This window comes from Methylocystis bryophila (assembly GCF_027925445.1).
Classification (GTDB): domain Bacteria; phylum Pseudomonadota; class Alphaproteobacteria; order Rhizobiales; family Beijerinckiaceae; genus Methylocystis; species Methylocystis bryophila.
The window spans coordinates 130,780-151,280 of the sequence record NZ_AP027150.1 but is presented as its reverse complement, the minus strand read 5'-3'; the positions used below and the strand labels follow the sequence as shown (position 1 = coordinate 151,280).

Sequence of the window (20,501 nt, the reverse complement as noted above, 5' to 3'; positions counted from 1 at the left end):
AATGGCTAACGAGATCGGAGGTTGTCAGCTTGGGAAGCCGAAGGGCACAGATGCGCCAGGAGCAAAAGTTAACTGGCTGCCTGAGAGTGGACGCTCAACTGTTGCTTGACATAATCCTGTTAAATCTCAGCTCCTACTGGCACGAAGGCGTCGGCAGGGGCAATGTGAGCGCTGGCGTATAAGACCGATCTCGCCCGCCATCGAAATCGAACTCGTACAGGCGGACAGGGCCGAGGACCGTCTGGCGCTGGCCGAGAAAGAAGGTGAAAGCGTTGGGCGCGGCGATGAACAGGTGCATGAGGCCCGCACCATCGGCCCTTGCTGCGCGAACCGCGCTGGTCGCAGCATCAGCGAGATCGAATGCGTGTCGGCCGCAAGCGACCGACTGGGCAGCGGAGCCAGTGCTCGGATTTAGAATTAGCAATCGACCCACATTAGGAAGCTTGGCGTCGCAATACCGACGAACGTCCGCGGAAACATCATGCGTTAGGCCGAGCGCGACAGCGAGGTCGGGCTGGTCTGGACGAAGCTTTATGGTTTCAGCGATCAACGTCGGCCAGCTTGGATTGGAGATCATATCATCCGGGGCCCAAATGCGTCGGCCCGTGCTCCGCTGCTCTAGTTCGACCTGGCGACCGGACTTGATGTTGAGGATGGAACCTGCGGCAAATGCAAGTGTGACGTGAGCGTCGAGTGCGAGTCTCAACCGAGGGTGATCCTTGGCGGCCTTTTGGAGAAATGTGCGGAGCGCGGGGTAGAGCTTCGCTTCCCAATCTTCCTCGCTACGAATGTAACGCTCATCGAATGCTGGAATTAGGTCGAGGACCGCATGGCAGCGCTCCTCTAGCCGGTCGAATGCGTGCTCGAAGGACTTCACGCCAAAGACTCGCGGCCCGCCTTCGGCCGACCCGAGCAAACCCTCACGCGTGCAAATTGATCTAAAGCCAGAGCGATCGAACTCGAGCCGGCCTTGCGCCATCCATTGAAAGACGAGATCATCATACGAAAAGGCACTCTGGTTCGCCGGTATCCGACGCAGCCCTACCAAGCCGAATAGGATGTCGAGGTGATCACGCAGCCCATCGAGAGTATCAGCCGCTTCACCGAAGGCGAGCGTCCGAGCGAGGCGCCGAAGCTCCGTTTCGTCGATGCCAAGGTGCTCCCGCCAGGCCTTTCGCACCGCTCCAGCCTTGCTGTTGTCCGTCGTCGAGCCGTAGAGCCGCTCGAGCCGTATGGCGCCGGAGCGGCTGCCGACCATCTCGCGCAACGGATCCTTGCGATCTAACCGCCAATTAGTCACCAGTTTGAACCGAACACCGCCCCCCTCAGGGGCATAGGTGAGCTGGGCTTCACGTGCCCGCTGCAGGAGAGAGCGCGCATTGGCGTTGATAAATTCCGGATCGACGAGATGCGCGTACCCATAGCTGTCTGGCGTCACATGCCATTTGCATTGCATATGCTCGCGCCGCAGCGGGTCGCCATATTGGTCGAGCGCGCCGCGTGCCGGGTCGTACTCGACCCAGATATCATCAAAACCCTTTGGCCCGGTCTCGAAGCCGATTCGTATGATAGGGCTTTCCGGATCGAGCAGGCGAGCAGCGTGCCACCAGAAGAGGCGTGCTTGAAAGGTATCGCCGTCGCGCCGGACGGTCACTGCCTGAGTCATGACCGCATTCTCATGTCGTCGCGTCGCCGTCCCGGAATGGAGGCGTCGGGGTGATGTTGCGCGCGAGTTCGACGGCTCGCGCGCCATCCACCGGCCTCGACGGATAAGCGTCCAGGACGATCGCCGGTAGCAGTCGTTGGGTCAAATCCGAGAAGGTGAATCCGTAGCCCCTAGCGCCCCGCTGTGGCCCGGTGGCTGTGACCAAGGCGTCGATATGATGACGACCGAGGCCAATGGACTCCAAGCGGCTCGACAACACGAATCGGCGCTGTTCCTCGTTAGGGCGAGCGAAGCTCAGCACATCGGCCGCACGCCTCCGGACCGCCGGGTCGAGTGCGCTCAGACGGTTCGTGCACATGAGCACGGCAGCGGGAAGCTTGGCGTTGGCAACGCGGTCGACGCCACGGATGAATGCGTTCACGCCGGCTCTGTCCTCGTGGTGCATCTGAGCCGCCTCGCGTGATTGGGCTAGGGCGTCAGCCTCATCGACGAGAAGGATCACTGCTCCACGGGCCTTGCCGGAGGCGGACTTCAGCCGGGTCGCCTCGGCCACCGTGTAGTCGAAGGCGGCGGAGAGGAGCTGTGTCATTTCGCCGACACGCCCCTGACCACGCGTCGAAAGGCTCAGTGGCAGCAGGGTAATGTCGATCTTTTCCTGCCGCGCGACCGCATCACCGATTGTTTCGGCGAGTTCCGTTTTGCCGGAGCCGACATCGCCGGCAAGCACCACTAACGGAGGACGTTGGAGCATGGTCTCGAGGAGTGCCTGTGCGCCAGGATGGTGCCGCTGAGCCCAATCGGTCAGCCCTCCCGGGTTGACCAGTAGACCGAGAATCTTGGCGAGACGGCTTTTCTGATCGTCGAGTCCAACGAGACGGGAGAGCCGCGATTGGGGCTCGACGTCTGGATAGGTGATGCGGCGCTCGAAGAGCTCATCCAAGGTGGGCTTGTTGTTCATCAGAAGCTCCGGACGCTGGCACGGTCGAGGGCTCGACCTCCGGATGAATAGGTGCGGTCATTGGCGAGATAGCCAGCGATCCCAGGTTCCGGCGCTCCGCTACGTACGAACGGAAGGCTTCGCTCGAAGGCGGCGCGTTCTGCCTCAGCCAGTTGAAACCAAGAGGAGGTGTAGGTCATATAGCTGTAGAAGGTTGCGCCGCTGATGTCCGCTCTGGGACGGACGCGACCAGGATCGTCATCATTGGCGGATGCGCCGGCGAGATCACGAGCAGTGTAGCGCAACGTCGGCTCGATCCAGTTGCCGTCCCTCTTGAAGCCGTAGGTGACGGACTCGAGGTAGCCGGCCTTAAGCATTTCGGTCGCCTCGGCTTCGAACTCTGCGATCTTTGCGTCGGACGGGCTGCCATAGAAGCGCTGCATGCGCTTCAAGTCGGTCGCGACCTTGGCAGCCATATGCCGGGCGTGGGTAACCGTAAAGGTCGAACTTTCCGTGTAGCTAAAGCTGTAGGACATGGGTCGACCTCACGCCTGGAAGGAGGAGCCAAAGACCTTCTGCCAATAGGCGACGGTCAATTGCTTGGTGGGAGCTGCAAGCGCCGCGTCGATTGCGTCACCACCATCGAGTGCGGCGTCAACGATCGCGTCCGCGTTGGCCGCAGTGTAGAGCTTGGCGACGTTATTGCTGGCGTTCACCGGATCGATGATCTGCACCGCCTCGGAGAAGGCGCCCACCGACGAGGCTGGATAATAGTCGGCGAACACGATCCGCTCACGGAAGTCAGTGCGGGCGATATACGTGAAGAATTGCTGAAGCGTCTCCGGGTAGTCGGAGAAATCCAAGCCGTCGTCGCACAGCTTGGCGAGGACCATCTCGATCATGAAGGATTTGAAGCGGAAGCCGTCGCGCTCCTGCTTCATGCGCCTAGCCCAGAACTTCGCAAGCCGAACCACCTGCGCGAAGTGCTTTTCCTGGGTGCGCTTGCGCTTAGCCGCAAAATCCAGATGGAGAGCAATGCTCGTCTTCAGGAATGAGCCGTCGTCCTGGCTGACGAGGTTCCCGTACCACTCTGGGTCGCCGTCATAGAGAATAGGGACCACGTCCACGTCGAGGCCCGTCCCGCGGAAGGAGACCGTGACGGAATAGGTCTGCGGCTGTACCTGGTCAGGGCTGAAGTTTGGAAACGCCTTGCGAAGCCGCTCGGCCAGATAGTCCAGTAGGGCCCGCACATCCTCAGGCGCGTCGGCGCCGCTGACATAGCATGCGACATCGATGTCGTTGAGGGAGCGGAGCGCCGTGCCCTTCGCGAGACTGCCCGAGAGCAACATCTTCTTCAACGTGAAGTCCGGATGTTCCCTCAAATAGCCCTCCAGCTTCTCGCGAAGGCGCCGGGCCTGCGCCCGATACTCATCCGCCTTGTCCTTCGGCAGGTTCACTTTTTCCTGCGCGAAGGCGGCAATTTCGGAATGCCCGACGTGCTGCCGACCCATTGACCAATCTCCTGCCGTCGGCGACCGGATGGACGGCGACTCTGCTGGCTGCACATATAATAGCTATTTTTTAGCTATTCAAGGGCTATAATTTAGCTGTTAGATGTTGACAGAATCCTGTGGATTCTCTATATGCTGTGCTCAACGACGGAGGATGAGATGACGGCGAAGCGAACAATGACGCTGAACCTCACCGACGCCGAGATGCGGGTTCTGGACGAGCTATCGATTCGGAAGGACCTCACAAAGACCGCCGTGCTCCGGCAGGCCCTCCGCCTCTATCAGACAATCGATGCTCGGGTCGAAAAGGGAGAGAAACTCCTGTTCGAGAACGAGGCGACGAAGGAGAAGGCGGAGCTGATGCTTCTATGACGGTCGATGTCTCCCCGATCTATCTTCTCGACGCCGCGACCGGGGAGAGTGTCGAAGCCGAGCTGCGTGACGCGATCGAGCAGGCGCAGCTCGACGATTGGCAGACGAGGTGGCAGCCAGCTCTGCTCGCAGTGCTGCAGAACCTCGCCCGCAAGGGCGTGCCTATGTCACAGTGGCCTCAAAGCTGGCACTGGAATTGGGCGGAGAAAACGGCCCGGGTGCGCGGACTGTTGGCTTTTCGGGGGTTCTGCGTCGTCGCTCAAGGGGAGACGCAAGGCTTGGCGCAGGTCGACCTGACGAAATCTAGCCGGGAACCGGGTCAGGTTGGCAAACCGCTGGTCTACCTTGACTATCTTGAAGTTGCGCCGTGGAACCGGCCCGAGCTTGGGGCTGCGCCGCGGCTGCGCGGCGTCGGTTCGGCACTGATCACTGCCGCCGTGGCATTGAGTGTCGAAGAGGGATTCAAGGGTCGGTTGGGGCTGCATTCGCTACCCCAGGCTGATGATTTCTACCGCAAGATCCCGATGACCGACCTTGGACAGGACTCGACATATCAGAGCCTGAGATACTTCGAGATGACAGTCGAGCAGGCTCGTGCGTTCCTCGAAGAGGAGTGAGAACCATGAAACTTGAACGCAGCAAAGATTGGTGGATGGCTCGAGCTCGCCGTGAAGGCGACGCCGTCATCGGCGCCGGCCTGCTCGCGTTCGACCCGGCACCGGATGAGCGCCCATCAGGCGCGCAGATCGCGGCGGTCGAAGAAACCCGCATCGCCTTCGGCAAGTTCGTGAACTTGATGCGCCGCCGTCGCGGCTTTTCGATGGAGCAACTGGCTCAAGCGGCCGATCTTGATGCAAGCGAGTTGCTCGTGATCGAGGACGACGTCCACTACGTTCCAGAGCCACGGACGGTGTTTAAGTTGGCGGAGACCTTCGAGGTGCCGCAGCGGAGATTGATGCAGCTTGCCGGATTGGCAACGGCGAACGATTTGGGCTTTCGACAGGAAGCCATACGATTCGCCGCACGTTCAGAGTCCGTGCAAAAACTCACGCCGGAAGAAAGCTCGGCTCTCGAGGCGTTCATTGCCGTCCTGAGCGAGCAGGAACCAAAACGAGTGAAGTGAGAAACGTCAGTCTCGGCCATCGCACGATCGCTGATATCGACGGACAGGTTGCCAAAATCCTGCGGGGTTTGGGCAACCCTGCCGATCGACCTGCGTGTCATTCGCGATTTACTCAAGCTTGACCGAGGCTATTACAGCACGACCGATGATAACCTTCTGCGCGAGACCTTCTCGCGCATGAAGGTCGCCGGCCTCCAGGTTCTTCTGCGTCCGACTCTTCTTGGCGACGCCGTGCGCAATCTCAGCCTCAAGGCGCTCTATCTCCCCGATCAGAAACGGATCCTTCTCGACAAGGATCTGCCGCCCCTCAAACATCGCTGGAACGAAGCGCATGAAATCGGTCACGACATCATCCCATGGCACGCCGGGATGATTCTGGGAGACACCGAGCAGACCCTTACACCGGCCTGCCATCAGATCATGGAGGCCGAAGCGAACTTTGCTGCGGGCCAACTGCTTTTCCTCGCTGATCGCTTCCTCGCAGAGGCCATCGGTTCCGCGCCGAGCCTAGCCCTGGTCAAAGGCCTGAGCAAGGGCTTCGGCAACACCATGACGTCCACTCTCTGGCGTTTCGTCGAGCAAGCGCATGGCGGCCGGCCAATTGTTGCCCTGGTCACGGGACACCCGCACCCAACGCGGCGGAAGCCCGATTTCGACGCAGCTAATCCGTGCCGCTATTGCGTGGAGTCGCCAATGTTCCGAGAGCGCTTCGGCGCTTTGAAGGAAAGGGAGCTTTTTGCAGCGATCGTCGGCTACTGCGGAGCGCAGAGCGGTGGAAGCCTCGGTCAGAGCGAGGTCGTCTTGTCGGATCGCAACGGCGATCCGCATCTGTTTAACTTCGAAACGTTCTTTAATAGGCACGAGGCGCTCACGCTCGGATGCTGGATGAAGCCCTACGCTAATCCCAAAGCTGTTGCGTCACTTAGGTGAAGTCAACCCGACACGGCTGACTGGAATACCAAAATGGCGGATGGAGCCATGATAGTCGTGCCTGAAAGCAGACCTTCCAGACTAAGGGTCATTGGGTCGCCTTCCCGAACGGCAGAGATAAAGCGAACGTGGCACTTTGCTGTGCAGACCCTTCTGCAACATCTAGGTCCTTTCCTCAGCGGAGCCGAGGATTACTCTCATCCCCGAATAGGCCCACGCAAAAGCGTGCGCACGGCTGCGGTCCAGGCAATTCTATGACGTTTGCAAGCGCGTTCCGTGGCCTCGACCGACGTAAGGCGAGTTAACAGCTACCTCGTTTCGCCTTCGGCTTCGTCTCGATCCTGACGACGCTCTTCCTGGCGAAACCGCTCAGCGTTCTCTGCGTCTATGCGTCTTTGCTCGTCGCGGCTGGCTTGATCGAGCACGCGCCGCTGCTCGAAGCGAAGGGCCTTGATGGCCTCGCTTTGGGCTTGGTCTCCCGGGATCTCCCGAGTGGAACTGTTGTCTATCGCCCGTTCCGCCTCGCGAGCCGCACGAGCCTCCTCGGGAGCACGGTAAGGCGTCCCTTTGGTTCCGGCGGCGGCGTTGCTCTCGTGAGCTTGCTTCGCGCGCGCCGCTTGGCGGGTTTCGCGCTCGGCCTCGACGTCGACCCGCTCGCGGACGCTGTTGAGCTCGATCGCCCGCTCGGCTGGCGTCGTGTTGAGGGTTGGCTGGTCGGCAGGCCGTTGACGTTCCGCCTCGGAAAGCGGGACAGATTTCACATGCGCATCCGTCTGTCTGGTTCCGGGCTGTTCCTTCCCCTCAGTCACGGTTGCTCGTTGCGCTTCGATCTCGGCGCGCAGTTCGCGAATGCGGTCTTGCAATTCCGGGTTCGTGATTTTGTAGCCGTGCTCAGCCGCAAGTCGGGCGGCCGTTTCCTTGTATTCGTCGCTTCCGCTGACGCTTAGCGTGTCCCATTTTTGAGAAGCGAGCCTCAGAGCCGCGTTGACGCTCTCTCTGTTGCTCCAGTCGCGAACGTCTAGCTGTTTGCCGCTGTCTATGAACGCGAGAGTCTGGAACGCGCCGCTTTCACGATCGTGGCGGTTGTAATGGATCTCCGTTCCTTTTTTCTCGTTGGTGAACAGGGCGCCGACGTTCCGCGGCTCAGGTTCGACGAAGCGGTCACCCTCGATCTGTCCAGGGTTTCGGTCCAGTCGTCCTTGCTCCTTCGTGGCAGCCTCGGCGCGATCAAGAATATCGCGCGAGCGACGCAGAAGGTCGTCCTTGACGGCTCCATCGGGGAGATAGTCGCCAAGACGGGCCATAGCGTCGGCCATGTTTCGTTTGGCGGCGCCCATTGTTTCTGCTGTTCGCACGGTTTTATCCTCCGAGAGTATGTTGCGTTGCTGCTCTTCGCGCGTTGTCAGCGCGGCCTCCGCGCGGCGTTGGAACGGCAAGATGGCGGTTTCTTCGATTCCGCTCACCGGCTCGCGCAGTGAGCTGAGGGCAGGCGGAACGACGAAGACTTTAGCCGGCTGCTGGCGCGACGGACGAAGCTCCGAAATCCGATCGGCCGGGACGTCCAAGTAAACGAGCCTCGAAGGTTGGCCCTTTGCGGCGTAAGACTCCGCAAGCGCGCGATCGACGGAAAAGAGCGGCGCGCGATGAGAGCCGTGGTTCACGGTCTCGGCGCGATAGAGCCGCATTGCGCCCGCCGCGAGCGGCGGAAGGACGACGGCCTGGCGCGCCGCCAACGACTTCCACTCCGAGGCCGCATCAGTAGCCCGGCGACGGCCTTCCTCGCGCGTGGGCCGATGAATTTCGCGGGTTTTGACTCGCTCGACGCGGCGCCGGACGCTCTCGGGCGCGATGCCGCGTTCGACCATCTTCGCGTCCTTGAGGTTATAGCCGGGCGCGTGAGCCTGATCGAAGCGGCGAACGGCCTCCATGGGGATATGACGTTCACGCGCTTCGTCGGCGAGCGTCTGGCGCCACCGGTTGAAATCCTGGATTCCCGGATGCAGCTTTTCGCCCGCGGCGCTAGTGAGCCTGACGGCGGCATGGACATGAATGTGTTGCCTGTTGGTGTGCATGACGAATACATACTCATGTCCCTTGAACTCATGCGCGAGCGTCGCCCGCGCGGCGTCCATGAAAGCCTCCTTGTCGGTCCCCGGCTTCGCGCTCAAGATCACATGCGCGAAATCCCGCGGGCTGCTCGATCTCATGGTGGGGCGCCAGGTCTTGGCGATCTCCAGCGCGGGGTTGAACTTTGCAGGTTTAGAGCGATTAGCGTTGCTCGGCTGCTTGGCGAAGTGACGATCGGCCGCTTCCTCCAGGCTTAGGCGAGCGTCGGTCTCGACAGGAAGCGCGCCCGCCTTGGCGAGCGCAGCGAGTTGCGTCGTCGCCCCCTCGACGCCATGCGCCCAAAGCGGCGCTGAGAGATCCACGTCGCGGCCGAAGGCGTCCTCGATCTTGTCATGGAAGCGATTGATCGATTTCTCGTTTGCGTAGATGCGCTCCTTCTTTCCATATTCGTCTCTGCGTGCGCCTGCGGCTAGAGTGACGAGATGGATCGCGGTCGCTTCGGCGCGCTCCTCAATCCTCCAGGCATAGCGATGGCCATCGAGGGCGACCGCGAGCCCCGCACGAGCTTCCTCAGGACTGAGACCGCCCTCGAAAGTTAGTGTGACGCGAAAAACGTCGTTGGAGGGCTGGCGCGCGTCGTCATCGCGCCAATGAGCAGCGAGATCGTCGACGGCGGCCTTGCCCGTGACGAGCGTTCCATCCTCACGCTCCAGCGTGAGCTGGCCCTTATCGCTCTGGTAATTGAGGAGAGCGGCGGCGCGCGCGCTTCCCGAGCCGTAGCTCGCCAGCTTCACGACGGCGGCTTGCGCGCCGGCCGCGAGGCCGGCCTTCGCAGTGATCGAGGGAGAGACGCCGGAGGGCGGAGAGGAGAGAACCGCGGAGCCGCCGGCAGAGGCTCCGCCTCCCGAACGAGCGCTTGGCGCGGGACGAGCCCCGGGTCCGCCGCCGCGGCTGCTTCCCGGCCGCCGCATGGCCCATTCGTCTTCTTTGATTTCGTCAGCGCCGCGCGAGGGAGCGCGCGGCCCGGAGTAGGGCAGGCCCGTCGCGGGGGCTCGCGCCAGTTGTGACGACGGGGCAGGGGAGGGGCGCGCCGCTTCCAGAAGCGCCCCAGAGTCCACGGCCTCGAGCAGCGCCTGTCGCTCGCGAAAATCTTTTGAGCCTCTGATGCAACGCAAGCTCTCGGACAACGGGCGAAGGTCATAGGCGGCAAGATTGATCATTTCGAGCGCCCAGCGACGGCGGCTTCAGTTCGTCGATAGGATTTGACGCAGAGCGAACGATAGAGCCGATCGAGCTCGCCGATCGCGCGGCTGACGGCCTCCAGGTGCCCCCTCATGTCTTCGCTCTGGATCACGTGGCCCGCGTTCATGTGATGAACGGCCTGGTTGAGATTGTTGCCGATGGCGCGCATTTGCCTGGTGAGCGCAACGACTTCCGCGCGGGCCTCACCGGTGAACGACGGGCCCAAAAGAGCTGCGGATCGCGCCAGGCGCCGCAAGGCTTCGCTCGGCGTCACGTCCAAGGATTGGCAAAACTCCCCGAAGAGCGCGTGTTCTTCCTCGGACATACGGACGCTGCGCGTCACGGCCTTGCGACGGGAACCCGGTTGTCTGTCCGTCATGTCCTCAGCTCTGCCGCGAGGGTCCGGTTTGGCTTTAAGCCAAACTGCCGGACCTATTGAAAAGCCCGCCCGGCAAGGGCACACAAGAAAATGTGCTACATTTTCGGTATCCTGCCAATAGAGAAAAAGCTTACGTCAGCTCAATTCATCTCAATTGCATACACTATCTCTCAGTTTCAGGCCATTTCAACTTGATACACTGTTTCGATCGGATTTTATTCGTTTTGCTCTTATTTCATCTGAATACCGCTGATACTGCATCGCTAATGCGCGTACTTGCAGCGTATTGCGCCTCGTTTCGTTCAATTTGCGCCTCTTTTCATTCGTATCTACGCGGATATTCACCCAAAACCGCGCAATCCTGCTCAATTTCCACCCATTGCACGCTTTTGCCCGCCATTTTCACTCCCGTTGCCGCGAGTTTCAGGCTTTTCACGCAATTGCATCCAGTTCCACTCGATCCCTGTCCGCCTAGCCAAGCGCGGCGTTGCGACGCTCGCCATTTTATAATATTTTGCGCGCATGGACTTCGAGGATCGTCAAGAGCGCCTAAAGCAGCGGTTGCAATCCGCCCCGAAAAGGGAACGCGCCCCACGTGTCGCCCCCCTGCTGCGGTCCATGCGCGACGAGATCGCGAAGGTCGCTGAGGAAAAGAACCTCTCTTACAAGGACATACAACAGATGCTCGCCGCCGATGGGCTGGCTGTCTCCCTCTCGACCCTAAGCCGCCATCTCGGCGCGAAACGTAAGGGGAGAGAGAAGGATCGGAAGGCGGCGGCGAACGCGAGCGGCGAGCCTGCGCCGTCAGAAGCCGGACGGCTTTCCATGCCGCCAGAGATGGCGCGGGCGAACGCCGCAAAGGGAACAGTGGGCGGCGCAACTCGTCCCGTGCCTCCAATGCCGAGCCCATTCCCTTCCACGATTGACGCGACGATGCCCAGGGGGTCGCCGGAGCCGGCCGCGCCACGCGCGTCGTCCTTCCCAATCCGGCGAGACCGAGAACGAATTTAGGAGCACACTCGATGAGCAAGGCAATATATGTGGTCGGCGGAAGCAAGGGAGGGGTAGGCAAATCGCTCGTCACCATGGGTCTCGTTCACAATCTGACCCAAAGAGGTGAGGAGGTTTTCGTCATCGACGCGGACACATCGAACCCGGACGTGTTCAAGTCGTATGAGAACGAGGTCGTCTGCGAGCTCGTGAATCTGGACGAGGCGGACGGATGGATCCGCTTCGTGAACATCTGCGACGAGTACAAAGGAAGCAACGTCGTCGTCAACACGGCGGCGCGCAACAACGTAGGCGTCGCGGCTTACGGTCGGACCCTAAGCCAGTCGCTGGAGGAGCTGGAGCGCGAATTGGTGACGCTCTGGGTCATCAATCGTCAGCGCGACAGTCTCGAGCTGCTGCAGGACTATATCGACGCGATCCCGAATTCGACGGTGCACGTCCTGAAGAACGGCTACTTCGGCGCGGATGCGAAATTCGAGCTCTATAACAGCTCCGACGTGAAAACCTCAGTCGAGAAGCAGGGCGGGCGTTCGCTGCTGTTTCCCGACATGGCCGATCGCGTGAGCGACGATCTCTACAGCAATCGTCTGAGCATCGCGCGCGCCTGGCAAACGATGCCAATTGGCAATCGCGCCGAGCTGCGCCGCTGGCTCGAAGAGGTCAGCAAGGTGTTCGCGCCAGTCGTCGATAATGGATGAGGCGACTACGCCGCTGTCGAGCTTCGAGCGCATGCTGGGGCGCGCCGCGACCGAGCGCGAGCGCGTCCAGCTGCGGCGGGTTCAAGCGGAGCTGGGTCTGCGCGAAAATGATGCGCTTTGGCTCGTGATCTTCGCTCTCCAGTACTACGAGGGGCTGTATCGGCAATTTCCGAAGGCGATTGCGGCGGAAGCGAATCGCGTACTCGCGGAGACGCGAACGGCGGCGGAGGCCACGATCCGAGCAGGCGCCGAGTCAGCGAAAGCGGACTTGGCGAAGGCGATCGCGACGACGGCAAGAGAGGTGGCGAGGGATGTCGCGCGGCGGCAAATGATTCAATGGCTCGTCGTCGGGATGCTCGTCGGCGCGGGACTCTTGGGCGTGGGCGAATATATCGGCGCCCATAGCGGAACTTGAAGCGGCGTTGTGCCTGCCCGCGGCGAGTCGAAGGCAATTATTATGTTGCAGAGCGTCGAACGAACCGAAAAGCTTGGAGAGCGGGAGGATCTCACGCGAGCCTGTCTCCAAGCTGCGATTTACGACCGACTACCGGGTCCTTCGAGAGCTGAAGCGGCAAAATTCGTTGACGCGGTCCTCAGTTAAATCAGCGACGCATTTTGCCCGGCGAGCGCGGCTTCGGCACATTCCTCATCCGAGCAAAGAATGAGCGTCCTGGGCGGGACCCAAGGACTAGAGAGCCTACGGTAGTCGGCACCCGGAGAGTCCGGCTCAATCCTCGTAACAGCCCTCGAGAGCCGGCATTATTGCGAAACCCCCTCCGTTTGCAAACCAATGCCATTCCCTGGGCGACGACACCTACATGATCAGCGAGACATAGTTCGACTCGAAGATCCGCTGTTCGCTCTCTATCGCGAGGCGGAGGTGGCAATAAAGCGACCAATATTTGCGCCAGATCGAATCAGTCGGCGGCAGATACTCGACGGGGAGGCCGATATCCTCCCTGGCAGCCTCCCATCCGATCATTTGACCGTGCGAAGGAAATATGTCGATGTCCATCAGTTTGCTCGCGATCTTCGAAAAGTTAGCACCGCGCCGCTTCAAGAGGTTCTCAGCAAAAAGTCGGGCCCGCTGGCGAACAGATTTGAATTTGCGCACGACGGTCGGATCGAACTTCTCGAAGGTGATGCGGTTAGCTGGATCGTCGGGCTTCTCGCGGAGGGCTTCCGCGGCTTCCTCATAGGCGTTGAGATAGGTCAGAACCGAGTGATTCATATCGTTGCCGTTGCCGTCTTTCAGTACGACCTGCGGATCAATCGGCCCCAACTCAGAGGAGTCGCTCATAAGGATAGAGTTGGCACCCAGCGCCATGAGCGTACCCGCGCTCTTCGCATAGTCCGGTACGATGACGCGCAACTGACCATCTTCTCCGGTGGCGTTGCGAACCAATGAAATTAGCTTTTCAGCAGCGTCTACATCGCCTCCGGGCGTATGAAGCATCAGGTCGATCGGATCGCCCGGTGTGACGTTGTGCAACATGTCGACGAAGCCCGTCGTGTCAATCCGATCGACTGGGGCTTTGTTGCCCGCTACGTAACACAGCAGCCTCGGGCGGTTGATCTCGATGTCTCGGATGAGACTTTGACGCTGATAGCGTGCAGCGTTCATCGCGGTGAACATCGGCGTTTTCTCGATCACTCGCTGAGGCGGTGCGGCGATCGGTTGCGGTTCAGCGTTGACGTCTCTTGTTTCCGTCATCGGTCATTATCCTCGGTCCATTCGATCTGGCCGCTGCGAATGATGTAATGGCAGTGGCGTTGGTTGGCTCGAAAATCGATACTTGGTGAAATGGTCAGCGGTTTGACTCTATTCAACGTCCAGCGAGGATTCCGGCCGGGGTCCGCGTTTAGCATGATTCGATGTCCCGTGCGGCAAGGACAGTCGAACACGATCCATTTCGGGCGCTCAGTTTCGCCGACCAACGCCACGCCGTTGCGTGGAAGCCGGTCGGGAATTTCGTCGGCTGATTCCGTCTGGCCTATGATGCGCCAACGCTGGAATGGGAGCCATTTCCACCAAGAAATCCTCATAGCGCCCCCCACAACTGTCCAAGAAACGGTTCTTCATCGCCCGCGCCCCACTTTCCTTGCCCAGGATGGCAGTAATGCGCGTCGCGCGGTACGGCGCGATTGGTGGAGATTTCGCGTTCGTGAAACCGAAGGAGAGTCTCGTTCGGGCTGTCCGAGGGGCCATAGCCGATCAACCTGTCCAGGAGCTCGTTTACAGCTGCTGCCGCGACGGCTGTTGTGAAGGCGACAACCGCCGGTTCAACCTGGCCGAGTTCGGGCGCGTAGCCCTCGTCGGCCAAGCGTCGCCGCTCTTGCGGCGTTTTCATCTCGGCCGAGGCGCGCGCCACGTCGATCCTGTTCCGGCAGACAAGACAGGCGGCTCCGGGTGCCAGCGTCGTTATTCGACCGTAGATGCCGCTCAGGGTCCCTGCGCTGTCACTGCTAATGAGCACTCCCATATCTAGGAGGGGTGCCAAAAAGTACGTCGCCAATCGCGACAAAATGAGCCTGCCTGCATTGTCGTCCGTGCACCCGAACACCAGATCGCAGTCGCGAATTGCTTTGGCGATGGGCTGGAGGGTCACCAGCCCCCTCACCAAGTGACAGTCGAGATCGGGAGCGATCGACTGCAGATGATCATGCAGCACGTCGATCTTTGGCCGGCCGATATCGCGCGGCGTTGAGCCATAAACACGAGTCAGGTTGCTGGCAGAGAGTTCATCGTTGTCTACGAGCCGGAGATGCCGAACGCCAAGTCGCACGAGTTGCTCGGCAACGGCTGATCCAGTCCCGCCAGTCCCCACGATCGCGATCCGAAGGTCCCCGAGGATCGTCTGGATCGCCGGGCCGAAGGCCCTGACATTGCGATCGAAAATCGCGTCGAGCGATGGGGCGACGGAACTATAACTTCGTAAGAGACGCCAACGTTCGCCGACCGTCCAGATGCGATCAATCGGCGATGGGGCGCTATCGTCCTCATGCTGCACAGTACCGCTGAATACAAACTCGGAACCGCGCGGCGAGACGATCAGCGTCCCGTAGATGCCGCTTCCACTTCGCAGCTGGAACAGGTCGGCGATTTCTCGGTCCACCTGCTCGTCGTGAGGACTGGGCAACGGAACACCCTCTTCGCCGGGGTGCGTGTGAAGCCAAATTGGCACCGCGCCGTCGGCCTCAGCGTAGCCAAGCGCGCCGATATAGCCTTCGGAACGGATGAGCATGTGGTCCGAGCTTTGCTCGATGTAGGCGGCCGGATCCACCCAATGCAGGCCACGAGCCAGCAGTCGAACGTCGTCCGCCGCGACGACGCGGCGCGCTAGAAGGACGGCCGCGCATTCGAGCGATTTGCGAGCCCCATTGGCAATTTCGTCTGCTATCGCGCCGGGCAGAACGAGCGTTGTCGTCATGCGGCGAGCACCTTTGCCGCCATTTCAAGCTCCTTGCGAACTAGCGCCAGAAAACTTTCCAGTGAATCGATCCCCGAACGCCATTGGCCTGGAGCGAGATGCCGTGACCAGCGCTGCCAAGTTCGGCCGAGATAGTTTTCGTGTACGTCTGTCGCTGCGATCGGCCGCCCGTCGGCCCTAAGCACCGGGGGCTCGAACCACCACATGTCGGGCGGAACATCGGGATAACCCGGAGACAAACGCAGCAAGAGGTCAGCATTTGTCTTCGTAAAATTGGCGGGCAGCGGAAAGGATGGAATCAGGACGCAGATCATGCCGCCGTCGAGAGAAACGACGGAGTCGGGTGCGCGCGCCCGCAAGTGGTCCTCATCGATCGCCGGGAGCATCGCGTCAGCCTTTCAATTTTGCCCGGGGTTGATCTGAGCCGGCGCGGTGAAGAAACGCAGGCCGTTTCGCATCTCGACTTTGTCGTCGAGCTCGATCTTAAGGTCCGACCCGCCGGGAACGACTTCGAACAGGTCACGGTCAGGCCCGATGTTGGGCGTTGGCAGCCCACGCAACTCTGCGCCTGTCATGACTCGCTCGTGGACCTTGTAAGCGTTGCGATCAATCTTGATGTCGAACGTCGTGGGATGCTCGACTGGCCGTCGGTTGCCGCTTTCGTGAGGTTGAAGTTCATTCATTGATACCTCCATCAATTGATACCAATCTACCACACAACCGATGCAGTTGACAAGCACTAAGATTTGGTGGTAATAAAGCGTCATGAAACAAGGGAAGGCCATGACAGTCCGCCTGTCTGAAGAGCAGGCACGAGCGCTCGAGGTGGTCGCGAACGTCGAGAACTTACCCGTCTCCGACGTAATCCGAGCCGCGATTTCGTCTCATATCGAGACCCGCCGGCGCGACCCTGAGTTTCAGGCGGGGCTCAAGGACCGCATCTCGCAAGCGAGAAAGCTGCTCGATCGATAGACGGTGCGGGGAATTGTGTGACCCGCGACTCACTCAATCCTTCCAAAGAGAGCTAGGCATGGTGAAGGGACCCAAGCGACTTGCGGGGACAACCGAAGGTCATGTGCTCGGGGAGCAGTCTTTCGCCGCGATCACGGCGATCGAAGGCGTCAGCTTGAGCGCGGCGAGCCGAAAGCGTCTCGCCTCTATGAAGAAACGGAAGTTGACGAACGACGAGCAGCGCACGGAAGTGATCCGAGCCTATAGCCAGGCGAAGTCTCGCTGATGACCTTTGGAGGCTACGACGCCTTCGACGATCCTTATTGTTACAAAAACACAAACGTCCTCAAAAACAAGCTGGGTTTGCGCCACCCGAAACTGCTTGAGTCATTCGAGCTCGAAATGACCACGCTACGCGCGAATGAGCCCTTGCCGCGCGGCAATTGCGACGCTCGGCACTATCGGAGCGTGCATTACCACCTCTTCCAGGACGTCTACAGATGGGCAGGGAAGTATCGCACCGTAAGGACCTCCAAAGGCGGGAATCCCTTTTGCTTCCCCGAAAACATTCCAGCTACAATGGATCACCTGTTTGCCGGCCTTAGGGAGAGCGGGGCGCTTTCAACCAGCGACTCGAATCGATTTGTTTGCGAAATTGCGAACTTCCTGGCGGAGCTGAACGCGATCCACGCATTCAGAGAAGGAAATGGCCGCTGTCAATTGGCATTCGTCGCGGTACTCGGCGAGCGGGCAGGGTTTCCCTTCGACTTCGCGCGCGTCGAGCGTGAAACGTTTTTGCCCGCGATGATCGAGAGTTATGCCGGAAATCTTCATCCGCTCACACAAGAATTGCGCAGGCTTTTGCGCTAGCTTAGCTGGCTCCGGCGTGGCCTCCGGGGCGATGTCATTTCAATATTGGAGCTGCAACGCTTGTTCGCATAATCGAGATTATGGAACACATTCAATATGTTGCGTCACATTTGATGTTAGCCCGCTCCCTAGAAAAGTCAAGTGCCTCCCACGGGGTCGATGAGCGTTTGATCTTCCTCACGTTCTTGCATTTGCGCGCAGGGTGACATCATCCGCGCCGCGGCGCCGCAGGTAGGCTACGGCGGCGAAGGCGTTGTGGCCAGCTTTACTGATAATTTTTCAGCGGGCGGCCTTGCATAAGCGCCGCTTCCACTTCTCGCCGGCCTTGAGTTCGGCGTCGAGAAGGCGGCGCTTGCGGGCCGATCTGCGCTCCCAATCGAGGGCAGCGGTCGGCGTCTCCGGCACGATTTTCGTCGCCACTTGGATAGGCTGATCAAGCACCACGCCGTATTCCGGCGGCACGGGCGACCTGCTTGGCCGAGCGGGAGAGCCGGCCTTGGCCTTCCTCGCCGCGCGGCTGCGAGCTGCCTTTTGATCGACTACCGCCGGCCGGACCGCCAAAACGCCGCCGTTTTCGATGAGACTCGGCAGCACCCGACCCACGGGAACGTTCAATGCCGGGATCGCCTCAGGCGCCGGAGCCAATGACGAGGTTCGACGGAAGACAGCTTGAGCGGCCTTCATCGCGGCTTCGGGGACCTTCGTGCGGCCGGGACCGCCTGCCAAGAAAACGTCAGCGTTCTTAAGCGCCGGTGTCGCTCTGTCTTTACCAACGTCGCCGCCCGTCGGCGAGCGCATAGGCGTTGATCTGGAGGAGCGGCTTTTGAATTCAATTTTGAAAGGGCGGACGATATGGCGCATTAGACCTCTCAGGATGAACGGATTACTGACATGTCAGTAAGACCGAATGATGGATTTGCGGTGACGGCAAGCGATTCTCTCTGCTGCGGGACTGGTTCGCGAAGGGAAACCTATCTTCAAGGGATCGGTAGCAACGACGATATTTCTCGTCTTCCACAACGTAGATGGCGAAAATTTCCCTCAGCGAATCCGGTCTCCAAGCACTTAATGATTCCGGGCGAAAAGACAACGCTTCCCTGGCGATGACCACGACAATCCTTCAAGGAAGGCGGCAGCGCAACGCTGCGGAAAATGTCCTTCGCGCCCGGTGCCGGGCCGGTTAGACGTCAACCACAGTGCCTTATGCTACGCCTGCAGCATTGAATGGCCGCCCCACGAATAAGAGAGGCTAGCTAAAGTATAAGTCGCTCAAGTCGCGATTTTTGCAAGATGCGGCTTCTTCGCAGAACCGAAATCATGCCGCAGCTTCAATAGTTTGCGGTCCATAGAAGCTGACCTGCTCGTCAGCAAAATTAAGTGCCGTTTATCGGGTCAATAAGCGTTTGATCTTCATCTCTAAAGCCTGTCCTGTTGACGCGAGTCGACACGACCCACTCCCGCAGGGCGTCGTCGGGAGCCGGGTGCAAGTGCGCTACGGGATTGGCGCCGCGCAACCACTCACGCGTCGAGCTCCATTCGAGGATGATCGGCATTCGATCGTGAAAGCTGCTCATCCATTTGCTCGCCGCGCCGACGATGATCGTCGCCGAGTCGAAGCTTGCGTCGCTTTCCGGATCCCGCCAGTGCTCCCAAAGCCCCGCGAGAGCGAGCGGCTCGCCGGAGGGCGCCAAGAAATAGTGCGGCGTCTTGGCCCCCGCTCTGCCGGTCCATTCGTAAATGCCGGAGGCTGGGATGATGCAACGGCGCGCCTTGAACGCCGCCCGGAACATCGGCTTCTCAGTGACGGTTTCGGCCCGCGCGTTGAACGTTGACCGAAGCTCGCCAAGCGGCTTTTTCCACCAAGAGGGCACGAGGCCCCAGCGCATCGGCACAAGTTCATTGCCGGCCTCCCCTGCCCGAACGACCTCGATCGGTGTTGTGGGCGCGATGTTAAATCGAGGCGCGAGGTTGCGCGGCTGCCCGATCAAGTCGGCAAGCCGATGAATCTCCGCCCAAGAGAGCTGCTGTGTGAAACGGCCGCACATGAGGTCAAGGTAGAACGGCCGGGCGGCGCGGTCGAGGCGAATCGAATATAGGGGGTCCATGCCATCACGCTACTTCGGCCCGCCCATGACCCTGAACGACATGCGCGCGATCGGCGTGAAGGCGATCGCGGCGAGCTGCTACTGCGGCCAGAGCGCGCGAGTCGATGTATCGTGCCATTCCGGTGCGATTGCGGTTCCGTTGCTTCGGGCGCGGCTTCGTTGTGTGATTTGCGGCGCGCGGCCTACCGACGTGAGACCGGATTGGTTGCAGTATCGTGCCCATGGCATGGGACGACTGTGAGGGGGCCGCCTGAGGGCCCCCTCGAGAAGCCGCCTCAGCGACGGCGTCCACCTCGCGACTTCGCGGTTTCCTCCTGCTTCTCCTTCTTGTCCGACTTCGCGGTCAGCAGGGTGAGCTCGTTGACCGCGAACGTCTGACCGTAGCGGGTTTCGCCGTCCTTCTCCCATTCGCTCTGGAAGGCGGTAGAGCGGACGTGAACCAGGTCGCCAGGCTTGAGGTTTTCGCTGGCCCATTTGAGCAAGCCGGCTTGGCGCTCGAAGATCATGTGTTCGTTCCAGTGGGTGCGCTCGACCCAAGCGCCTTCGCCGTTCTTGTAGTTGGCGTTGGAGGCGATTCTGACGATCAGGTTCTTGCCGATGTTCTTGACCGAGGCGACGTGACCGATCTGGTTCATTTCACAAAGATGCGCCATTTTTTCTCTCCATCGTTTGGGGCCGTCCCCGTTGCGATGGCGGTCGTTATTCGGCGGCCAAGAAGCCTGCGGAGCCGCGAAGCGGGCAAGCGAAGCGCCGCGCGCCGGCCGTGACGATGAATTTTGTTTCGCGAGGAATTGCCGCTCGCCGAGCGGCAAGGGGAAAATTCTTCGGCGCAGGCGCCGAAGCGGGATTCGCCGTCGATAGACCTGGCCATTATGAGCAACGGGGCGCTGCCCGAGACGTGAGAGAGACTGGCGCGCGTTTTTTCAAGGAAAGATCCGGAATCGTCTCGAGGACGCGCGCAGGACGACCGGACGAACCACGCGATCACGAACGCCCCGGAACCGACTCAGTCGCGCGCGGCGCGGCTTCGAAAGCATCCCTCCGCGGCAAGAACGCGGGCCTTTCGAGCCTCCTCCAGCTATAGAGAAGTGGGTCGCCACAGCCCCTACTGCGCCTTTCACGACGCCGCATCTCCGTCCGAACTGATCGGTGAATCTAGGCGAACTCAGTCGGAGCCGCATTCGCGGTTCGGCGCGCAAATACAACCG

General features: G+C 60.5%; 24 protein-coding genes. 10 read left to right on the top strand and 14 right to left on the bottom strand.

Translation table 11 applies throughout. From position 1 onward, the window contains the following. Positions 1-133: 133 nt before the first annotated feature. Genes QMG80_RS21435 through QMG80_RS21420 form a run of 4 tightly spaced genes read right to left on the bottom strand, consistent with a single transcriptional unit; the run spans position 134 to position 4,114 of the window. On the bottom strand, positions 134-1,666 hold the full coding sequence (locus QMG80_RS21435) for an SAVED domain-containing protein (RefSeq protein ID WP_085773968.1): 1,533 nt from the start codon (positions 1,664-1,666) through the stop codon (positions 134-136). 10 nt (positions 1,667-1,676) lie between these two features. After that, positions 1,677-2,624: an AAA family ATPase gene (locus QMG80_RS21430; protein WP_085773969.1), complete on the bottom strand. Its 948-nt coding sequence runs from the start codon at positions 2,622-2,624 to the stop codon at positions 1,677-1,679. Next, complete coding sequence (locus tag QMG80_RS21425; protein ID WP_085773970.1) at positions 2,624-3,139, bottom strand: HORMA-1 domain-containing protein; 516 nt, start codon at positions 3,137-3,139, stop codon at positions 2,624-2,626. The genes QMG80_RS21430 and QMG80_RS21425 overlap by 1 nt, the downstream gene beginning before the upstream one ends. 9 nt (positions 3,140-3,148) lie before the next feature. Continuing rightward, positions 3,149-4,114, bottom strand: coding sequence for a CBASS oligonucleotide cyclase (locus QMG80_RS21420; RefSeq protein ID WP_085773971.1), 966 nt, complete (start codon positions 4,112-4,114; stop codon positions 3,149-3,151). A gap of 159 nt (positions 4,115-4,273) precedes the next feature. Between QMG80_RS21420 and QMG80_RS21415 the strand changes: the two genes are divergently transcribed. From QMG80_RS21415 to QMG80_RS21400, 4 genes are all read left to right on the top strand, one after another. After that, a complete protein-coding gene (locus QMG80_RS21415; protein WP_085773972.1) occupies positions 4,274-4,486 on the top strand; it encodes a transcriptional regulator in 213 nt (70 codons plus the stop codon). Next, the gene (locus tag QMG80_RS21410) at positions 4,483-5,103 is read left to right on the top strand and encodes a GNAT family N-acetyltransferase (RefSeq protein WP_085773973.1); all 621 of its coding nucleotides are present in this window, start codon (positions 4,483-4,485) and stop codon (positions 5,101-5,103) included. Before QMG80_RS21415 ends, QMG80_RS21410 begins: the two co-directional genes overlap by 4 nt. A 5-nt stretch (positions 5,104-5,108) precedes the next feature. Then, a complete protein-coding gene (locus tag QMG80_RS21405) occupies positions 5,109-5,609 on the top strand; it encodes a helix-turn-helix domain-containing protein (RefSeq protein WP_245300297.1) in 501 nt (166 codons plus the stop codon). Positions 5,610-5,840: 231 nt separating this feature from the next. Further along, the gene (locus tag QMG80_RS21400) at positions 5,841-6,539 is read left to right on the top strand and encodes an ImmA/IrrE family metallo-endopeptidase (RefSeq protein ID WP_245300298.1); all 699 of its coding nucleotides are present in this window, start codon (positions 5,841-5,843) and stop codon (positions 6,537-6,539) included. 308 nt (positions 6,540-6,847) lie between these two features. On the opposite strand, the gene QMG80_RS21395 is transcribed toward QMG80_RS21400, so the two are convergent. Then, positions 6,848-9,826 carry an LPD7 domain-containing protein gene (locus tag QMG80_RS21395; protein ID WP_085773975.1) on the bottom strand — a complete coding sequence of 993 codons (2,979 nt, stop codon included), beginning with the start codon at positions 9,824-9,826 and terminating at the stop codon, positions 6,848-6,850. Then, on the bottom strand, positions 9,823-10,227 hold the full coding sequence (gene mobC / locus QMG80_RS21390) for a plasmid mobilization relaxosome protein MobC (protein ID WP_085773976.1): 405 nt from the start codon (positions 10,225-10,227) through the stop codon (positions 9,823-9,825). Before mobC ends, QMG80_RS21395 begins: the two co-directional genes overlap by 4 nt. 1,022 nt (positions 10,228-11,249) lie before the next feature. On the opposite strand from mobC, the gene QMG80_RS21385 reads away from it, so the two are divergent. From QMG80_RS21385 to QMG80_RS21620, 3 genes are all read left to right on the top strand, one after another. Further along, positions 11,250-11,936 (top strand): nucleotide-binding protein, encoded by a 687-nt coding sequence (locus tag QMG80_RS21385; protein ID WP_085773978.1) that lies wholly within the window; start codon positions 11,250-11,252, stop codon positions 11,934-11,936. Next, complete coding sequence (locus QMG80_RS21380; protein WP_085773979.1) at positions 11,929-12,351, top strand: hypothetical protein; 423 nt, start codon at positions 11,929-11,931, stop codon at positions 12,349-12,351. Before QMG80_RS21385 ends, QMG80_RS21380 begins: the two co-directional genes overlap by 8 nt. Positions 12,352-12,551: 200 nt before the next feature. Continuing rightward, the gene (locus tag QMG80_RS21620) at positions 12,552-12,758 is read left to right on the top strand and encodes an HU family DNA-binding protein (protein ID WP_245300299.1); all 207 of its coding nucleotides are present in this window, start codon (positions 12,552-12,554) and stop codon (positions 12,756-12,758) included. On the opposite strand, the gene QMG80_RS21375 is transcribed toward QMG80_RS21620, so the two are convergent. The 5 genes from QMG80_RS21375 to QMG80_RS21355 are packed head-to-tail and all read right to left on the bottom strand — an operon-like array spanning position 12,751 to position 16,050. Next, the gene (locus QMG80_RS21375; RefSeq protein ID WP_085773980.1) at positions 12,751-13,650 is read right to left on the bottom strand and encodes an SDH family Clp fold serine proteinase; all 900 of its coding nucleotides are present in this window, start codon (positions 13,648-13,650) and stop codon (positions 12,751-12,753) included. The genes QMG80_RS21620 and QMG80_RS21375 overlap by 8 nt on opposite strands. Further along, positions 13,647-13,982 (bottom strand): ubiquitination-like system serine protease family protein, encoded by a 336-nt coding sequence (locus tag QMG80_RS21370; protein WP_085773981.1) that lies wholly within the window; start codon positions 13,980-13,982, stop codon positions 13,647-13,649. Before QMG80_RS21370 ends, QMG80_RS21375 begins: the two co-directional genes overlap by 4 nt. Continuing rightward, positions 13,979-15,367 (bottom strand): HesA/MoeB/ThiF family protein, encoded by a 1,389-nt coding sequence (locus QMG80_RS21365; RefSeq protein ID WP_085773982.1) that lies wholly within the window; start codon positions 15,365-15,367, stop codon positions 13,979-13,981. The genes QMG80_RS21370 and QMG80_RS21365 overlap by 4 nt, the downstream gene beginning before the upstream one ends. Then, positions 15,364-15,753, bottom strand: a complete 390-nt coding sequence (locus tag QMG80_RS21360; protein ID WP_085773983.1) for an E2/UBC family protein — start codon at positions 15,751-15,753, stop codon at positions 15,364-15,366. Before QMG80_RS21360 ends, QMG80_RS21365 begins: the two co-directional genes overlap by 4 nt. A gap of 12 nt (positions 15,754-15,765) precedes the next feature. Further along, positions 15,766-16,050 carry a multiubiquitin domain-containing protein gene (locus tag QMG80_RS21355; RefSeq protein ID WP_158658935.1) on the bottom strand — a complete coding sequence of 95 codons (285 nt, stop codon included), beginning with the start codon at positions 16,048-16,050 and terminating at the stop codon, positions 15,766-15,768. A gap of 100 nt (positions 16,051-16,150) precedes the next feature. On the opposite strand from QMG80_RS21355, the gene QMG80_RS21350 reads away from it, so the two are divergent. Genes QMG80_RS21350 through QMG80_RS21340 form a run of 3 tightly spaced genes read left to right on the top strand, consistent with a single transcriptional unit; the run spans position 16,151 to position 17,188 of the window. Then, entirely contained in the window at positions 16,151-16,339 is a 189-nt protein-coding gene (locus tag QMG80_RS21350; RefSeq protein ID WP_158658936.1) for a DUF6290 family protein, read from the top strand. A 58-nt stretch (positions 16,340-16,397) separates the two neighbouring features. After that, entirely contained in the window at positions 16,398-16,604 is a 207-nt protein-coding gene (locus QMG80_RS21345; protein ID WP_085773985.1) for a hypothetical protein, read from the top strand. Further along, positions 16,604-17,188, top strand: coding sequence for a Fic/DOC family protein (locus tag QMG80_RS21340; RefSeq protein WP_085773986.1), 585 nt, complete (start codon positions 16,604-16,606; stop codon positions 17,186-17,188). The genes QMG80_RS21345 and QMG80_RS21340 overlap by 1 nt, the downstream gene beginning before the upstream one ends. A gap of 279 nt (positions 17,189-17,467) precedes the next feature. Here the strand turns inward: QMG80_RS21340 and QMG80_RS21335 are convergent, their stop codons facing one another. The 3 genes from QMG80_RS21335 to QMG80_RS21325 all read right to left on the bottom strand — a co-directional run bounded on the left by QMG80_RS21335 (position 17,468) and on the right by QMG80_RS21325 (position 19,946). Further along, positions 17,468-17,803, bottom strand: a complete 336-nt coding sequence (locus tag QMG80_RS21335) for a hypothetical protein (protein ID WP_158658937.1) — start codon at positions 17,801-17,803, stop codon at positions 17,468-17,470. Between the two features lie 758 nt (positions 17,804-18,561). Next, positions 18,562-19,293, bottom strand: a complete 732-nt coding sequence (locus tag QMG80_RS21330; protein WP_245300300.1) for an SOS response-associated peptidase — start codon at positions 19,291-19,293, stop codon at positions 18,562-18,564. Between the two features lie 275 nt (positions 19,294-19,568). After that, positions 19,569-19,946 carry a single-stranded DNA-binding protein gene (locus QMG80_RS21325; protein ID WP_085773988.1) on the bottom strand — a complete coding sequence of 126 codons (378 nt, stop codon included), beginning with the start codon at positions 19,944-19,946 and terminating at the stop codon, positions 19,569-19,571. Positions 19,947-20,501: the final 555 nt, after the last annotated feature.

Bases quoted from the DNA above. Each gene is read 5' to 3' on its own strand.
- QMG80_RS21435 (WP_085773968.1), bottom strand. From the start codon at position 1,666: ATGACTCAGGCAGTGACCGTCCGGCGCGACGGCGATACCTTTCAAGCA.
- QMG80_RS21430 (WP_085773969.1), bottom strand. From the start codon at position 2,624: ATGAACAACAAGCCCACCTTGGATGAGCTCTTCGAGCGCCGCATCACC.
- QMG80_RS21425 (WP_085773970.1), bottom strand. From the start codon at position 3,139: ATGTCCTACAGCTTTAGCTACACGGAAAGTTCGACCTTTACGGTTACC.
- QMG80_RS21420 (WP_085773971.1), bottom strand. From the start codon at position 4,114: ATGGGTCGGCAGCACGTCGGGCATTCCGAAATTGCCGCCTTCGCGCAG.
- QMG80_RS21415 (WP_085773972.1), top strand. From the start codon at position 4,274: ATGACGGCGAAGCGAACAATGACGCTGAACCTCACCGACGCCGAGATG.
- QMG80_RS21410 (WP_085773973.1), top strand. From the start codon at position 4,483: ATGACGGTCGATGTCTCCCCGATCTATCTTCTCGACGCCGCGACCGGG.
- QMG80_RS21405 (WP_245300297.1), top strand. From the start codon at position 5,109: ATGAAACTTGAACGCAGCAAAGATTGGTGGATGGCTCGAGCTCGCCGT.
- QMG80_RS21395 (WP_085773975.1), bottom strand. From the start codon at position 9,826: ATGATCAATCTTGCCGCCTATGACCTTCGCCCGTTGTCCGAGAGCTTG.
- mobC (WP_085773976.1), bottom strand. From the start codon at position 10,227: ATGACGGACAGACAACCGGGTTCCCGTCGCAAGGCCGTGACGCGCAGC.
- QMG80_RS21385 (WP_085773978.1), top strand. From the start codon at position 11,250: ATGAGCAAGGCAATATATGTGGTCGGCGGAAGCAAGGGAGGGGTAGGC.
- QMG80_RS21380 (WP_085773979.1), top strand. From the start codon at position 11,929: ATGGATGAGGCGACTACGCCGCTGTCGAGCTTCGAGCGCATGCTGGGG.
- QMG80_RS21375 (WP_085773980.1), bottom strand. From the start codon at position 13,650: ATGACGGAAACAAGAGACGTCAACGCTGAACCGCAACCGATCGCCGCA.
- QMG80_RS21370 (WP_085773981.1), bottom strand. From the start codon at position 13,982: ATGAGGATTTCTTGGTGGAAATGGCTCCCATTCCAGCGTTGGCGCATC.
- QMG80_RS21365 (WP_085773982.1), bottom strand. From the start codon at position 15,367: ATGACGACAACGCTCGTTCTGCCCGGCGCGATAGCAGACGAAATTGCC.
- QMG80_RS21360 (WP_085773983.1), bottom strand. From the start codon at position 15,753: ATGCTCCCGGCGATCGATGAGGACCACTTGCGGGCGCGCGCACCCGAC.
- QMG80_RS21355 (WP_158658935.1), bottom strand. From the start codon at position 16,050: ATGAATGAACTTCAACCTCACGAAAGCGGCAACCGACGGCCAGTCGAG.
- QMG80_RS21350 (WP_158658936.1), top strand. From the start codon at position 16,151: ATGACAGTCCGCCTGTCTGAAGAGCAGGCACGAGCGCTCGAGGTGGTC.
- QMG80_RS21345 (WP_085773985.1), top strand. From the start codon at position 16,398: ATGGTGAAGGGACCCAAGCGACTTGCGGGGACAACCGAAGGTCATGTG.
- QMG80_RS21340 (WP_085773986.1), top strand. From the start codon at position 16,604: ATGACCTTTGGAGGCTACGACGCCTTCGACGATCCTTATTGTTACAAA.
- QMG80_RS21330 (WP_245300300.1), bottom strand. From the start codon at position 19,293: ATGGACCCCCTATATTCGATTCGCCTCGACCGCGCCGCCCGGCCGTTC.
- QMG80_RS21325 (WP_085773988.1), bottom strand. From the start codon at position 19,946: ATGGCGCATCTTTGTGAAATGAACCAGATCGGTCACGTCGCCTCGGTC.